The organism is Enterobacter sp. 03-F-07-AD-ECC (genome assembly GCF_047530935.1).
GTDB lineage: Bacteria > Pseudomonadota > Gammaproteobacteria > Enterobacterales > Enterobacteriaceae > Enterobacter > Enterobacter cloacae.
This window is the reverse complement of sequence record NZ_JBLKBZ010000004.1, coordinates 395,721-410,982: the sequence shown is the minus strand read 5'-3', so window position 1 is coordinate 410,982 and position 15,262 is coordinate 395,721. Positions and strand designations below refer to the sequence as shown.

Sequence of the window (15,262 nt, the reverse complement as noted above, 5' to 3'; positions counted from 1 at the left end):
TAGTGCACTGGGGTATCGTTCGCCACGGGAATATCTGCGGCGACGAACCAGTCATGGGTTAAGTGATAAAAAGTGTATGGAAATATAGGGGCCAATCCACAGGAGGTCAGTTCCCTGTGGTCCGGGAAACGACATCTTCACTGCTTTCGCCACCGGCTGCATCCTGTAAAAGGGGCTGATTACCGGTTAAGAATTCCGGCAAGCCGGGATTTTGAACCTGATGAAATGCAGTCATCTTTTCATCCGTAATGATGACCAAGTGATCTGCAGAGGCTTCTGACAGAAGCCATCTGATGACGTTTTTACCCACCCATGCGGGGACAACCTCCCTGCATCTGCGGTGATGGTTTTCTCCGCATCAACTAAGGAGAAAACCATGAGCAGTATAATACTGTTGCTTATCACCCATACCACGCGCGTCCTCAGCCGCATTTCAGAAGCAATGCGGCAGCAGCAGGCCGAATGGTTCACCAACCGTAGCGGTCACAGCAGTTTCCGCGCCGAGGTCGTTCAGTCTGAAGGGGGTTTTACCGCCATCATTTCACGCAGAACGGGCTACAGTTCGCGTGACTGGCAGTATCAGCAACTGGCCAGCGCCGGTCAGTTTGCCTCCGCACGTAAGGCTTTACGGGCGGGACGGCAGATGGCGCAGCAGATGGCCTGGCTGCGTTACCGTTTCGACTGAATCAGTTCTGACTGATTAACACTTCCCGGAGGGACCTTCCCTCCAGGGGAGGTCTCCTCCTTATTAATTTAAGGAGTCCTGATGATTCGCTTTACCTCAACCGAATTACGCCCTCTTTTATCACAGCAGGGCGGTATGCAAAGGCCACTGCTGCTTGAAAAGAATCTTGGTATATACATCCGGGTTCCGGATGACCGAAACCCCGGCGAATGGCTCAGGGCATGGGCGGAAGGTTGTAATCCCTCGAAAGATGCAAACTGGTCGGAAAATGCAGACCTGTTAATTCCCGAGAAGGAATACGCTTTTCAGACCTTTATGGAGCAGAGCAAAGTCGACGCCGTTCTGAACGAACACCACGATCTTTTTATGATGCCATCGGCCGGTCCACTGGGGACTGGTATGACAATTCGTAAGGAGACCCGTCCGCCAGAAAAGGTGTATGTCCTGGTGGAGGAATATCGCAGCAATATTCGCTGGCTCTACGATCAGTCTCTCCGGCATTTACCTGCCTGTGTAGGGAATGCGGAACGTCTGAGCTGGCGCTCACAGGCGCTGTCTGTGCTTGACAGGGTAATCCGTCTCGACTGTAAACGGGCAAAACCGGCTGATCGCACGATGTTTGAGAGTGCGGTTCGCAGCGTACGCAGCAGCGTCAGCGAGGTGATGTCTGATGGCTCTTTCCGTTACGCGGGAACCCGCCGCTAGGTTGTATTACTGACTATCTCTGACTTTTTTCCACTCCCGGTGGCGCATTCTTCCGCCCCGGGGAGGATGCGCCCTTTTTTACAGGTTGCATCCTTATGAACAAATCCATTCGCGGCCGTAAGGCCGCGCCGGCTCAGAAAGCCGATCTTTACCAGCAGGTCACCGACAAAATCATTGCCGCCCTGGAAAAAGGGGTTCCACCGTGGCGCCGGCCGTGGCGTTCTGCACAGAACGTACATGGCAGCGCGTTACCGGTGAATGCCACAACCGGCCGCCATTACAGCGGAGTGAATATACCCTTGCTGTGGATGTCTGCTGAAGAGCGGGGATTTTCATCCGATCGATGGCTGACATACCAGCAGGCGAAAGCCGTGGGTGGTCAGGTGCGTAAGGGTGAAACCAGCTCGATGGCCATCATCTACAAACCGTTTGAGAAACAGGCGACGGATGGTAACGATAACAAGCTGTTCGATAAAGACGGTAATCCCGTCATGGAGTCGCTTGCAATGCTGAAGCCGCTGCAACTTTTCAATGTCGCCCAGTGTGATGGACTGCCGGATGCTGTTGCCGGCATGCCGCCAACAGAGGCAGAAAAGGAGCGGCATTCCATACTCAGTGAACAACAACAGGAGCAGGTACTGTCAGTACTGAATGCAACCGGTGTGGTTTGCACATCGTACCGACAAAACCGGGCGTATTATCAGCCATCAACCGATCGAATTGTGATACCTACGACTTCGCAGTTTAATTCTGAAGCTGATTATTGGTCCACACTACTGCATGAACTGGTTCATGCAACCGGCCACAGCCGCCGCCTTAGCCGTGAAGGGATAACAACTTCTTCGCGAAAATTCGGTGATCCGGTTTACGCCTTTGAGGAGCTTATTGCCGAAACAGGCAGTGCTTTTCTTTGTGCAGAGCTGGGTATTTACGGTGATGTTCAGCATGAAAGCTATCTGGCCAGTTGGCTGAAGGTACTCCGTGACGATAAAAAAGCCTTTTTCCGCGCCTGCCGGTTTGCCCGGGAAGCGTCGGAATTTTTACTGCAGCCACTGAACCGACAACCGGAACAGAACAAGGCTGCTTAACAATAAACTTGATGGCCCTGGCCATCAGCATCCCCTGAGGGTATCTCCTCAGGGAGATGCCCTCTGTCTAAACTAAAGAGGAGTAATAACTATGTTTTCATGGTGCAAAAACCGTCTGGAAATCACCGCGAAATCTGTTTGTATTGACGTGATGCAGTCCTGGATTGCCGGCACTGAAACTCCGCGTTATCGACATGCCATACGGCAGGCCATAAAGCTGTTTCTTGCTGGATGTGCCGGGATACTTAAGCCAACAAAAGCGACAGAGTTTACTGCTTATCCGATGCTTACGGCCGCCGGTACGGGGGCTTCTACTTCGGCAAACCAGGCGTTCCAGCATTTCCTGGAATTAATGGAAAAGGATGCGTGGCTCGACAGCGCTACTATTGCACGTATGGAGAAGATCTGGGTTCAGTCCGGCCTGGAAACACTTAAATGGGAGAGTATTCCAGTTTCATCGCGCCAGATAATGTCCCAGTTGATGGCTGTTCACTATGCTGATTGGTTTGGTGTTGCCAGCTTCGGGGAACAGTTCGATCCGCAGGAGCGTTGGGAATGGCTCAGTATAATGCCGGCCGCGAGTTGTCCCTGCGATATGCTGATGATAATGCCGTCACGTCTTGCAACTGAGTTGAACGGTAACAGTGGTTTGTTCCGGGGGCTTAACACAACTGCAGATCTTTACACGCAGCTGTATGGTGTGGAGTTCCCGGCTGGTCATAAAGCCAACTGGAGCCGTGAATCACTGGGCACGATATTACTGACGTTCGATACCCCCTGGTACCCGCCATCTGGAGAGGTTATGGGTGAGATGTCAGAGCTGTTTGACTGTGAGATCCGTCATTACTGGAAATCAGTGGATGAAGGTTTTTCCGGATATAACTGTTTTGACCGCGGTGATCACGTTGACAGTGGCCCCTGGCCGGAAGAAATGCAGCAACTGAGCAACGGTGAAACAGCAAGAATGTACCTTGTCTCTACGGAAACCACAGCGGTAACGCCATATGCGGCGCCAGCGGCACAATACGGGAGCATTCGGGCCTGACACTAAACCAGGATAACCCGGGCTAACCGGTTCAACATACTGGCCACAACACTTGTTGTGGCTTTTTTTCACCCTGACGGGAAACACTGTTTCCCTGTCAGGGGCGTGTTTCCCGTTAAAGGAAACATGCATGAAAAATCTAATAAACCATGAAAAGGCGTTCATTTCGCTTTTCAACCAGACTGCTCGTTATCACCATCGACATCAGGTTTTTGAAGACTTCATCAGTTGCAGCGTTATTGCTCTTCAGAATGCCCTCAGTTTCTGCGAAAAGCGGGAGCAGAAATATCTGCGCATAGTTGCACGTTATGAAAAGAAGGATGTAGTCCGTATGGCAGAATTGCTGGCCCATGTTGTCAATGGGCTGGATGATTCACCGGGTGATTTTCTTGGACAGGTTTTCATGCAGCTTGAACTGGGTGATAAATATCGTGGTCAGTTTTTTACCCCATGGGATGTGGGCATCATGATGGCGCGCATGCAGCTCGGCAACGTTGCTGATAATTTTGCGGACAAGCCTTTTATTACCCTGGCGGAGCCAGCCTGTGGCGCGGGATGTATGGCGCTCGCATTTGCCACTGTGCTGCGCGATGCCGGTTATTCACCACACCGGTATTTGTGGGTTTCAGCTACTGATATCGATCCGCTGGCTGCGGGGATGGCTTATATTCAGTTAACGCTGTGTGGAGTGCCAGGTGAAGTGGTTATTGGCAACTCTCTTTGCGATGAACGCCGTCGTGTGTTGCATACGTTTGCGCATTACCAGGGCAACTGGCCCGGTCGTTTACGTCATGTCCTGAATCAGGCCGCCTGAATAATAAAAAGCTCCCTCCCGGGGGCTTTTTTATTGGGTATAGAGATTGAATGGTTGATGAGGCAGCATCTTGCTACTGGCCGTTATAGTAGTCTTATCTGAGTTGGCATTTCTCCGCGAACGAATTTAATGGTTAGCGGAGCATCAGTTCTGACCTGCAAAAGTGCTTTTACTTCCTCTTCGATTTCAGGCCAGTACAGGCCTGTTTTCTTATATGCAGGGAAAAAGAAAAACCTGATAACGGCAACGATCCTGTTCATCCAGTTTGCCTTTACGGACTTGTGGATGTATTCAAACTCATCCAGTGTCATAGCGCCAATTTCCTTCCCGTTGGCTTCGACTACCCAGTACACATCTTTCATTCCGTCACCTCATCGTTCAGGCTTTTCAGTTTATCTACATCGTCTATTAAGGTGTTTGCCTGGAGGTGACGAAGTGCGAATTCCAGTGAGGGAAACTCCATCGTTTCCTGACGTGACATAAAGCGATCTGTGGCGATGCCATATGTACCTGTTTCGATATTAAAAACGAAGCTGTGGCAGCAGTCCACCGCGGGGTAGTTATAAATCATTAATGATTTTTCTTTTCGCTCATCAGCAATAAGGTACGGCAGAACAAACTCCACCATCTGGATTGTTTGCTCCAGTTCTTCTTCAGACTTTGTTGTGAAACCGATCCCGTAAACTGACTGTCCGGTATAAATATTGCCGAAGGCAGTCAGACGCAGACCTGCGATCGTACCGACCCATTTATCACGGTATGCTCGCATGGTAGTTGAGGCATCCTCACTCATACTAAATATTCCATGCCAATTGGGAGCATCTCCCCAGCTCGCTATGACGAGTTCATCTCTCTGATTTTCCAGGTCTGCAAGGTGGTCTTCGGCTATTTCCAGATTTCGTTCTGCACGTCTGACTGAGCGCTCGCGTTTTGCAATAACCTCTGAGGCATCGCTAATTAGCTTTTCAATGGCTTTGATATTTTCACCAGTTGGTAAACTGGACATATCAGTCTCCTGCGGCCTTGTAGAAGGTGACTTGCTCATTGCCCAACCTCCCGACTAACCTTCGTACCGCCTGCGACTTCCGGAATTTGTTTCCACAGGCGCGCGGTCCATTCAGGTTTAAGATGCTCCGGATTGGAGGAACGATAAATTGCGGTCACGTTGCTGCGTTTAGCATCGCCTGTGACTTCTATTGTCAGACGATCATTAGCTGCCCAGTTCCGGCTCATGCGATAATAAGACCCGGGTTGGGCTGACCAACTGGCACCTTCCGAAATTGCCGATGCTGACCAGCCAGCATTTCCCTGGCCATTGTTTCTTGCTGCTGAAACATCTTCATCTGAGGGAAAACCATAATGTTGCTTCAGGCGTAGTGCAGCAGTATCTACGCCGACTGGCAGGCTGAATGCCTGGGTAATCTCATTACGTTCAGCCTGTTTGTCAGAAGTATGCTGCTCTCCAGGTGATATCATTGTGCTGACATCTGACAGTTGTCGCTGAAACTGATTGAGCTGGTTCTGGCTACACCCCGCAAGAGCCATAAGTACAAAAGAGATACCTGAGCAAAGAATGAGTTTTTTCATAGTGTTCTCCTGAGGACTTCCAGGGCTGTCAGTAAACAGCCCCTTCATTTTGCTGGATCAGAAAGTGAATTGAAGTTGTGCAACCGCCCCGTAGGTACGATCAGTGCCTGCGATGCCCGTGATATCCAGGTGAACCACATCAAACGGAGAGAACCCCAGGCCGGCAGTGAAAGCATTGCCTTCTCCGGAAGCCATGTTCTGGCGGTAACCCGCGCGCACCTGCATCCAGTTCCAGGCATTAATCTCGGCACCCAGACTTGCAAACTGACGCTTATTATCACTGGTGAAACCACTCGCTTCAGTCAGGTCGACATCGAGCGCGGTTGTGATGAAGCTGTTGTGCCATGAGGCGCCGGCCGTGGCCTGCGGTTTAATCTTGAACGTTCCCTTTTCACCATTTACTTCTTTGGTATCGATTGAGCGGGGGATGATATTTTGTACGGCCAGACCGAGAGTCCAGTTATCGTTCAGGTTTGTGGACAGACCGACGTCGGCGTTAAAACCGGTTTTGGTATTGCGGTACTCGCTGGAGTCAATGTCGTTTTTGTCAAAATTACTGACGGAAACGTTGTAGTTAAACAGATCAACGCGCTGGTATTTTGGTGTGATACCAAAGGACCAGGCATGTCCTGCAGTTTCGAACTCATGCGCCATGGCCACGCCGACATCGGTGATCACAGCCGCACGACCGTAGGCTCTTGACGTAAGTGAGTCAGTATCCACTGCAGAAGGGGGGATTGTGCCATCGGCGACCTTGTCGAGGTATTCCAGGTCGTGATCGCTTACCTTACCATCGACAGAGACAGTACCCCATGATTTCACCACAACGGCGAACGGTAGTGTCTGGTTCGGCACAGTTGCAATAACTGAAGCCCCGACCTGGCCGTTCGCATGTGTGTTTTTCAAATCCTGAAGCTTACTCTTGAGTGCCGCGGCGCTTTCGCTGACACCGGACTGATTAGCGACGGCGCTGTCGAAACGATCCCAGAGGTCCTTAACATCATCCGCTTTATCCACGGTTTTATCCGGGTCAGAGACCCGGGCGCCCACCGATGGCAGCACCAGGCTGAAATCATCGGTTGGTCCGGACGTAGTTAACAGAGCAGGGTTAGACAGAGCAGCTGTACCGTAGTGCGCGGATGCCACGCCGGTGCCACCCATAGCATCACCGCGTGCCTCCATCCAGTTCGTCGCAGCATTAACCGACGGCGCTGCGGAAACAAGAAGAGCAAGGGAAACGCAGCGTGTAATCATTGAAATTGAAGCTTTCATCATTTATATCCTTTGTCGTTTATGGTGTTTAAGGCAAAAAAATCCCCTGGCGCTGGCGCACCAATAAAACAATGTGTCTGACTAGTTATTTCACTTAATATTGAGGGCTGTTATTTGGCTAACAAATTTACTCCATTCTGGTGTTATAAATTCCTCAGGGAAAAGAAAAGGTTCTCTTTCCTCTTCGGTCCAAATATTTTGAGAAAACTTACCTGACTCTGTTCGTTGAAGTTTCTGAATCTCCCACAGTGCAGCGGCCGGAAGTATCTTTCCTTCTCTCAGCGCATGCAGTAAATAACCGGATGCATAAAATGTGTCGAAACTGTTGAGAATATGCGCCCTGAAGAGAATGTTGCTCATGCTCAGGAATGAATTAAGTTGTGTTTTATAAGCACCTGAAGATGGACAATGTCCGATACATTCAACTACACGAATTGTTGTGTTATTAACGGTTTTATAGCGCCGAATAAAAATGAAAACATGTCCGGATTCGTTTTTGATATCTCCTGAGGTGTATTGATTCTCTTTGACCAGGAATATGTCAGGACGGGTCAGGTTGTCGTCAGATGTATATTCCTGAATTCTTTTTTTAATTATCATGGCAACCTGCATCCATTCGCTGAAAGCGGTCAGGTACACTGGCCGGGGATCACTTCCTTCCAGCCATCTGGTACTTACACAGAACCAGTCAGATAGCTGTTTCAGCAAAGGTGCAGTTAAGTAATCCATCGTTCTTTCACGGCTTTCCAGAACGCTCAGACCGATATTCCAGTCCGAGAGCAGGCGAGCCACGTCCAGTACCGACAGGCGGTGCTCATCCATCAGCAGCCAGAACCGTTCGTGGATATGTGTGATCACAGCCTGTCGGGGGATAAGCGTCTCGCGCATGATACCCTCGACGAGAATATTGACCAGTTCAGCTGATGAAATACCCAGGCGTCCTGATACCAGTGTGACGAAATCCCTGACAGCTGGTTTAAAACGTATTGCAATAGGGCTGCCAGACGTTTTCTTTCCGTCCGAAAGCTGGGCTACCAGCTGCTGCATATTTTCATCCCGTTCAGTGATGATACTGGCAAGGATGGAGGTGATGTTCAGACGGTTCATATAATTTCCCGGTGTTGGCTAATACATTAATTCGACTTAAGTTATTAATTATTGTATCCACTGTGGATACGTTACCGCGCACCAGAGTGGATGTATAACGTTGAAAATCGATCGTTCAGATCGACTACATTGATGTAGCCAGTGTGACAACAGGTGAATAATCAAAACAGGGGAAATTATTTTTTCGGATTGAAAGTTTTTCGTATGACAAGAACGGGCCATAACGCTCTGGACGGTACACGCCAACGCCACTGTGCAAGAAGAATTTCCAGTTGCATAACTGCACGCGCAGCGGGTGTGAAGGGGACATGTATGACATGGCTTCGGTAATGTCCGGCCTGAATCTGAAGATGCCTTCTGATACGTTTAATTCGATAAGAGGTCAGGAGATGGGAGGCAATCACGATGGTGTTTTCTTTACCACTGAGAGCGTCCTCTATACTGGTTAGCACTCCATTCCAGAACCAGACCACACGTTCGGATGAAATACTGACGGTTGGCTGGCTTGGCGACAGATGCACGAATATCCTTGAGCTGCGCTTATGGTAGCTCAGGATGCAGGGCTGGTTGATGAGTCTGCGCTGCATCCAGTTCACCACTCTCAGAGAAAAAGGGGATAGCAAAACAAGCCCCCAGAGATACACCATCCCATCCTGATACCCCGTAATTAGAGTGATGAGCCCGTAACTCGCAAGACCCCAGCAGAGGATAATTCCAGAGACCACTAATCTTTGCATTCCTGTCGCTTCCCCTCAGATTTCTGATGGCACTTAAGGAAGCATGCTGATTAATTATCTTCATCTGAAAACTGTGAACCGGCCTTTAAGGATTAATGCAAGTTCGTTTTGTTTAATCAGGAACTAAGGCTTTTGACTTGCAAAATACAACCGTCTCCATAGCGTAGCGTCAATTCGGAATCTGGTTATGGGGTGGTTATGCGTGGACTGAAATGGTTAACAGGCCTTGGGCTGGCAGTCGGAACGGAACACTCAGTAAGGCCATCCGTGCAGCCGGCACAAGCGGGAGGGTTCAGGAACGTACGGTCCGGTCAGTTGTTACTGGGAACTGCGGAGCGACAGAAGATCGTCCGGATGTTGCGGGAAAATTGCCCACTGTCACAGTCAGCCTTTGACGAATTCTGGCTTAAACCCTTAGAGCAAATGGCTGTTCGGGTTCAGGAAATACCGGCAGCCTGGGCGGGGCCGTTCTCCACACCAGGGAGCTTTACTAACCTCAGTTTATCCGTGGCCGCAAGTGCCGTGAGGCTGGTACGCGGTATGATGTTACCTCCGGGAGCGACGCCTGAGGAGCAGGCAGAGCAGGGGCCTGCCTGGATATGCGCAGTGTTCTGGGCTGGGCTTTTTCATCATCTTGACTGGTTGTCGCAGATTGAAGGGAGCCTGGCGAACGGAAAAGCCTGGTGTCCGGGGATGGAAATACCCGGTGCAAACTGGCGGGTGCGTCCCCGGCAGGGGAGAACGGCTTCAATGAACGGCATGTACATTGCCAGTAAACTCATCCCGGATGCTGCGGCTATCTGGCTTCAACGCTGGCCGGCGATTTCAGGTGCGCTATTTTTGTATCTCAGCGGACAAAAAGCTCAGTCTGGAATTCTCAACAGCATCATCAGCGATGCGCTTGCCAGCGTTGCCAATAAATCAGGAACCGTTTCTGGTACAGCAAGCCCCTCTGAAAGCGATAAGGTGATCACCACAGGGGAGGAAGGGGAGGAAGAATCCAGAACAAACAATATCCCAAATTTAATAGACGACGATATGCATCAAACGTCCAGTCACAAAAATATAACACCGGTTCCAGAGCCAATTAACAATGCTTCAATAGGTTACGATACTAACCAGACAGGTGATTATGCTGCTAAGGATGTTACCGGTCAGGTTACGTTGCTTTCGGCATTTGATAATCATGATACACAGTCATCCGATGAACGAACAGGTGATGAAACTGTCCCGGATGAGTCGGTATCAACCGCAGAACTTCTTAGCGTGCTTGACCAGATGTCGGGTTCTGGTGCTCCTGTTGTTGAAGCGAAGGTTGAAACTACTTCTTCTGAAGAGCCTTCGCTGGTCGGGATGGAATCTGGCACTCCAGGAGAAAAGTTTCTGGACTGGCTGAAATCCTCAATCCTTGACGGTACGGTTAGTGTCAATGAGGGCGAGAGTTTTGCACATATTCTGGCTCAGTTTGTATTCATTGTTTCACCTGAGTGTTTTTTTAAATATTTATCGCTGAATACAAACGTGTCACTGGATAAATCAGAGTTACAAAAAAGCTTTGAAGCTCTGAACGTTCATTATTCACGAAATGGTAAAGGCCTCTGGCATTACCATAAATACGATACGCCGGACAAAAGCGGTCGTTACACCAAAATGTCAGGATACATGCTGAGTGCTGACATTATTTACAGAAAAGGAACCTGTCCACCGGACAGCGTATGGCTTGCACGAAGAAATTAATACTATTATTTAAGTCAGAATAACAATATACGAGGTGAATATGAACAATGCATTTGAAGAAGTGCTTGATGATTATTTTTTCAGTAAATCTTTGCGCCCGGCTACGGAGTGGAGCTACAGGAAGGTAGTCAGATCATTCATTTCCTTTAGCGGGAAAGGTATTTCACCAGAGCAGGTTGATAAAACGCTGGTTTTAACGTGGCGCCGAAAAATTATCCATGAGGAAGGACTGAGCAGAACGACATGGAATAATAAAGTGACTCATATGCGCGCTATATTTAATCACGCCATCGTTAATGGGCTTGTAACGATGAGGGAAAACCCTTTCAACGGCGTAATTACCCGACCTGATGTCAAACGCAAAAAAACACTGACTGATGTGCAGATGAATAAAATTTATCTGCACATGCTGGCAAGGGAAGAGGATGAACGGATTGGTATGATGGAGTTAAGAAAAAGCGCCTTACGGCCAGCATGGTTCTGGCTAACGGTACTGGATGCATTGCGGAGGACAGGAATGCGCCAGAACCAGCTGCTGCACATTCGCCTGGAGGATGTAAATTTTGAGCACCGCTGGATTAATCTCCGGCCTGAGGGTTCCAAGAACCATAAGGAACACAGGGTTCCGATTACTGAAAACCTCCGCCCCAGACTTGAAAGGCTCCATAACCTTTCCCTTGAACGTGGCGCGAAGATGCAGGACCAGTTGTTTAATCTATCTCGCTTTGATGGCCGGAAGAATGAAATCAGCAGCAACATGGATTATCCGCCGTTGCGTGCGTTTTTCAGACGACTTTCACGAGAATGCGGTTTTACAGTCAGCCCGCACAGATTCCGACACACCATCGCGACTAACCTGATGCGTTTGCCGGATCGTAATCTGAAGATGGCACAGGACCTGCTGGGTCATTCAACGCCGGCGGTCACGCTGGAGTATGTTGAAAGTGACCTGGATAAGGTCCGGGACATGCTGGAGGAGCTGGATGCGGCATAAGACTAATCTTAAGTTAAATCTAAGTTGATGAAATTAAAAATGGAAAAAAAAGGGATGTTTGCTTTACAAAAGATTGACACAGGGAAGATCTGAGGGTAAATACGTTCGTGAAGTAAATTGTGGACGTGAGAAATCCAGAGGATGGTGACAACATCCTCTGGATTTAAGTCCCGTGTTCAACTGATGCGGTAACACAAGTACCATCATCATGCCGTCTGGGGACTACTGTCTTGCCCGTTAAGGATCTCATCTCTTAACGAACAGGCTCTGAAGAAGTGGTGCCCGGACTCGGAATCGAACCAAGGACACGGGGATTTTCAATCCCCTGCTCTACCGACTGAGCTATCCGGGCAACGGGGCGCATTAAACCCGATTCACTCTCCGCCGTCAACGAAAAATGTTGTTTTCGTTACAGGATGCACAATCTCTCACCAGTTCGTCGCAATCTTAAGCGAAAAAGTGGGTCCACAGCGCGGAAAGCGGCATGGCGAGCAGCAGGGCGGGCAGCATATTCACCACCGCGAACATCTTGATCCCGCAGATGCGCAGCCCTGTTGCCAGCAGGAGCAGACCGCCAACGGCGGTAAAATCTGCCATCATCGCGGGCGTGGTCAGCGGAAGGATCAGGGTGGCGCAGGTGGCGAGCGCCAGCTGAATCAGCAGCATTGGCACACAAATCGCGGCCACCGCGATACCGAGCGTGGTGGCAAAAATCGTAGCGGTGAAGAAATCGAGAAACGCCTTCGCGATTAAAATGCTGGGGTCACCGGTCATCCCTTCCTGCATCGAACCGAAAATCCCGGTGCCGCTGGCGCAAAAGAGAATAATGATGGCAACGTAGTTTTGAATAAACGTCTCATGGGTGCCGTGTTTGGCTTTGCCCGGACGGGCTATCAGGTTTTTCGCTTTGCTGACCGCGTTGTTAATCCCCTTTTCCAGATAACAAAACTCACCAATTAGCGCCCCGAGCAGGGTGGCTAGCACCATAACCGGCAGGTTGGCGCATTTTATCACCAGCAGAATGCCAATCCCGAGGGAGGCCAGGCCAAAAATGGAGGGCATAGAGACGCGAATACGCTCCGGTAATCGCTGACTTAACACTGCACCGAGTACGCCGCCCAGCAATACGGCACTCGCGTTGATAAATGGCCCGATAACCACGGAAAACTCCTGTTACTTAATCATAGGTATTGCATGATTATGACACGCCAGCGCTTTTTTACGCTTAGCTTTGGGTGGTGAAGTGCATACTGATTCCTTCTTGCACCTCAAAATAAAAGGTGACATTATTGCGCGAATTTTCTCCTCCCTGTCTCACCGTTCGGTGAGGGTATATAGCGCCTATGAAAACCATGAAAATCGCCGTCAGCCGTGAGCTGGTTTCCACTGTGTCCACGCATCGCGAAAAGGTGACGCTGGATAACACTGATTTTACCGATGTGGCGGCAGTCGTCATTACGCTCGCGGAGAGTCGCAGTGGCATTCTTGCGTTGCTGAAACGCACGGGCTTTCATTTACCGGTCTATTTATTCTCGCAAGAGCCGACGGACGTGCCCGATGGCGCCACGGCTGTCATCTCGGGTAAAGCGCAGGAGTTCCTGGAACTGGAGTCTGCCGCCAGTCGTTACGAAGAGAACCTGTTACCGCCGTTTTTCGACACTCTGAGCCAGTATGTTGCAATGGGCAACAGCACTTTTGCCTGTCCGGGCCACCAGCACGGGGCGTTTTTCAAAAAACACCCGGCGGGACGACAGTTCTATGACTTCTTTGGTGAGAACGTTTTTCGCGCCGATATGTGCAATGCCGACGTGAAGCTCGGCGATCTGCTGATCCACGAAGGTTCCGCCAAGCATGCGCAAAAGTTCGCCGCGAAAGTGTTCAACGCGGATAAAACCTACTTCGTGCTGAACGGTACGTCGGCGGCCAACAAGGTGGTGACCAATGCGCTGCTGACCCGTGGCGATCTGGTGCTGTTTGATCGCAATAACCACAAATCTAACCATCACGGGGCCCTGATTCAGGCAGGCGCGACGCCGGTGTATCTGGAAGCGGCGCGTAACCCGTTTGGCTTTATCGGTGGGATTGACGAACACTGCTTTGACGACGCGTACCTGCGCAATCTGATCCGCGACGTTGCGCCGGAGAAGGCAGACGAGACCCGCCCGTTCCGCCTGGCAGTGATCCAGCTTGGTACTTACGATGGCACGATCTACAACGCCCGTCAGGTGATCGACAAGATCGGCCATCTGTGCGATTACATCCTCTTTGACTCTGCCTGGGTGGGCTACGAGCAATTTATTCCGATGATGGCGGAAACCTCCCCGCTGTTGCTGGAGCTGAACGAGAACGATCCGGGCATTTTCGTGACCCAATCGGTGCATAAACAGCAGGCCGGGTTCTCGCAAACCTCGCAGATCCATAAAAAGGATAACCACATCCGGGGTCAGGCGCGTTTCTGTCCGCACAAACGCCTGAACAACGCATTTATGCTGCACGCCTCCACCAGCCCGTTTTATCCCCTGTTTGCGGCACTGGATGTGAACGCAAAAATTCACGAAGGGGAGAGCGGACGCAGGCTGTGGGCGGAGTGCGTCGAGCTGGGGATTGAAGCGCGTAAGGCGATCATTGCAAATTGCCATATGATCAAACCGTTTATTCCGCCAGTGGTGGCAGGCCGTCCGTGGCAGGATCATCCAACTCAGGTCATCGCCAGCGAACGTCGCTTCTTCAGCTTTGAGCCGGGGGCGAAATGGCACGGATTTGAGGGCTATGCCCGCGATCAGTACTTTGTCGATCCGTGCAAACTGCTGCTGACCACGCCGGGCATTGATGCTGAAACCGGGGAATATACCGATTTCGGTATTCCGGCGACCATCCTTGCGCATTATCTGCGGGAAAATGGCATCGTGCCGGAGAAGTGCGATCTGAACTCGATCCTCTTCCTGCTGACACCTGCCGAAAGCAGCGAGAAGCTGGCGCAGCTGGTGGCGATGCTTGGCCAGTTTGAACAGCATATTGAAGACGATACGCCGCTGGCGGACGTGTTGCCGACCATCTATCAGAAATACCCGGTACGCTACCGGGATTACACGCTCCGCCAGCTGTGTCAGGAGATGCACGATCTCTACGTCAGTTTTGATGTGAAAGATCTGCAGAAGGCGATGTTCCGCAAGGAGAGCCTGCCCGCGGTGGTGATGAATCCGCAGGATGCCAATCAGGCGTACATTCGCGGGAACGTGGAGCTGGTGCGCATCCGTGATGCGCAAGGGCGCATTGCTGCCGAAGGCGCGCTACCGTATCCGCCTGGTGTACTGTGCGTGGTGCCGGGAGAAGTCTGGGGCGGGGCGGTGCAGCGTTACTTCCTGGCGCTGGAAGAGGGGATTAACCTGCTGCCGGGCTTCTCGCCGGAGCTGCAGGGCGTTTACAGCGAAAAGGATGCCGACGGGATTAAACGGCTTTATGGGTATGTATTGAGATAGTGCGGGCTGTTG

15 protein-coding genes and 1 tRNA gene are annotated in these 15,262 nt (G+C 50.7%); 8 read left to right on the top strand and 8 right to left on the bottom strand.

Going from position 1 to position 15,262, the window contains the following annotated elements; translation table 11 throughout:
* The first annotated feature begins 376 nt into the window (after window positions 1–376).
* The 5 genes from ACMWKA_RS09330 (at window position 377) to ACMWKA_RS09310 (ending at window position 4,337) form a co-directional block, all read left to right on the top strand.
* Window positions 377–685: a hypothetical protein gene (locus ACMWKA_RS09330; RefSeq protein ID WP_152043838.1), complete on the top strand. Its 309-nt coding sequence runs from the start codon at window positions 377–379 to the stop codon at window positions 683–685.
* 81 nt (window positions 686–766) lie between these two features.
* Window positions 767–1,390: a hypothetical protein gene (locus tag ACMWKA_RS09325; protein WP_152043837.1), complete on the top strand. Its 624-nt coding sequence runs from the start codon at window positions 767–769 to the stop codon at window positions 1,388–1,390.
* A gap of 95 nt (window positions 1,391–1,485) precedes the next feature.
* Window positions 1,486–2,478, top strand: coding sequence for an ArdC family protein (locus ACMWKA_RS09320; RefSeq protein ID WP_152043836.1), 993 nt, complete (start codon window positions 1,486–1,488; stop codon window positions 2,476–2,478).
* A 91-nt stretch (window positions 2,479–2,569) separates the two neighbouring features.
* Complete coding sequence (locus tag ACMWKA_RS09315) at window positions 2,570–3,523, top strand: DUF1281 domain-containing protein (RefSeq protein ID WP_000493293.1); 954 nt, start codon at window positions 2,570–2,572, stop codon at window positions 3,521–3,523.
* A 130-nt stretch (window positions 3,524–3,653) separates the two neighbouring features.
* On the top strand, window positions 3,654–4,337 hold the full coding sequence (locus ACMWKA_RS09310) for a hypothetical protein (protein WP_000793034.1): 684 nt from the start codon (window positions 3,654–3,656) through the stop codon (window positions 4,335–4,337).
* A gap of 83 nt (window positions 4,338–4,420) precedes the next feature.
* Here the strand turns inward: ACMWKA_RS09310 and ACMWKA_RS09305 are convergent, their stop codons facing one another.
* The 6 genes from ACMWKA_RS09305 to ACMWKA_RS09280 form a co-directional block, all read right to left on the bottom strand.
* The gene (locus ACMWKA_RS09305; protein ID WP_152043835.1) at window positions 4,421–4,699 is read right to left on the bottom strand and encodes a hypothetical protein; all 279 of its coding nucleotides are present in this window, start codon (window positions 4,697–4,699) and stop codon (window positions 4,421–4,423) included.
* Window positions 4,696–5,343, bottom strand: a complete 648-nt coding sequence (locus ACMWKA_RS09300) for a hypothetical protein (RefSeq protein WP_152043834.1) — start codon at window positions 5,341–5,343, stop codon at window positions 4,696–4,698. Before ACMWKA_RS09300 ends, ACMWKA_RS09305 begins: the two co-directional genes overlap by 4 nt.
* Before the next feature lie 35 nt (window positions 5,344–5,378).
* A complete protein-coding gene (locus ACMWKA_RS09295) occupies window positions 5,379–5,924 on the bottom strand; it encodes a hypothetical protein (RefSeq protein WP_152043833.1) in 546 nt (181 codons plus the stop codon).
* 57 nt (window positions 5,925–5,981) lie between these two features.
* Window positions 5,982–7,178: a conjugal transfer protein TraF gene (locus ACMWKA_RS09290; RefSeq protein WP_226869113.1), complete on the bottom strand. Its 1,197-nt coding sequence runs from the start codon at window positions 7,176–7,178 to the stop codon at window positions 5,982–5,984.
* Window positions 7,179–7,286: 108 nt separating this feature from the next.
* Entirely contained in the window at window positions 7,287–8,303 is a 1,017-nt protein-coding gene (locus tag ACMWKA_RS09285; protein WP_152043831.1) for a hypothetical protein, read from the bottom strand.
* Window positions 8,304–8,479: 176 nt separating this feature from the next.
* Window positions 8,480–9,040, bottom strand: a complete 561-nt coding sequence (locus tag ACMWKA_RS09280) for a pili assembly chaperone (protein ID WP_226869112.1) — start codon at window positions 9,038–9,040, stop codon at window positions 8,480–8,482.
* A gap of 198 nt (window positions 9,041–9,238) precedes the next feature.
* Here ACMWKA_RS09280 and ACMWKA_RS09275 point away from each other — a divergent pair, with 198 nt between their 5' ends.
* Window positions 9,239–10,777 (top strand): TraI domain-containing protein, encoded by a 1,539-nt coding sequence (locus tag ACMWKA_RS09275; RefSeq protein WP_152043830.1) that lies wholly within the window; start codon window positions 9,239–9,241, stop codon window positions 10,775–10,777.
* A gap of 40 nt (window positions 10,778–10,817) precedes the next feature.
* Complete coding sequence (locus ACMWKA_RS09270; RefSeq protein ID WP_152043829.1) at window positions 10,818–11,771, top strand: tyrosine-type recombinase/integrase; 954 nt, start codon at window positions 10,818–10,820, stop codon at window positions 11,769–11,771.
* A 276-nt stretch (window positions 11,772–12,047) separates the two neighbouring features.
* Here the strand turns inward: ACMWKA_RS09270 and ACMWKA_RS09265 are convergent.
* Both ACMWKA_RS09265 and ACMWKA_RS09260 read right to left on the bottom strand, forming a co-directional pair.
* A tRNA-Phe gene (locus tag ACMWKA_RS09265) sits at window positions 12,048–12,123 on the bottom strand.
* A 95-nt stretch (window positions 12,124–12,218) separates the two neighbouring features.
* The gene (locus ACMWKA_RS09260) at window positions 12,219–12,932 is read right to left on the bottom strand and encodes a DUF554 domain-containing protein (protein WP_013098689.1); all 714 of its coding nucleotides are present in this window, start codon (window positions 12,930–12,932) and stop codon (window positions 12,219–12,221) included.
* A gap of 182 nt (window positions 12,933–13,114) precedes the next feature.
* Here ACMWKA_RS09260 and ACMWKA_RS09255 point away from each other — a divergent pair, with 182 nt between their 5' ends.
* Window positions 13,115–15,250 (top strand): ornithine decarboxylase, encoded by a 2,136-nt coding sequence (locus tag ACMWKA_RS09255; RefSeq protein WP_058650706.1) that lies wholly within the window; start codon window positions 13,115–13,117, stop codon window positions 15,248–15,250.
* The last annotated feature ends 12 nt before the right edge of the window (window positions 15,251–15,262 follow it).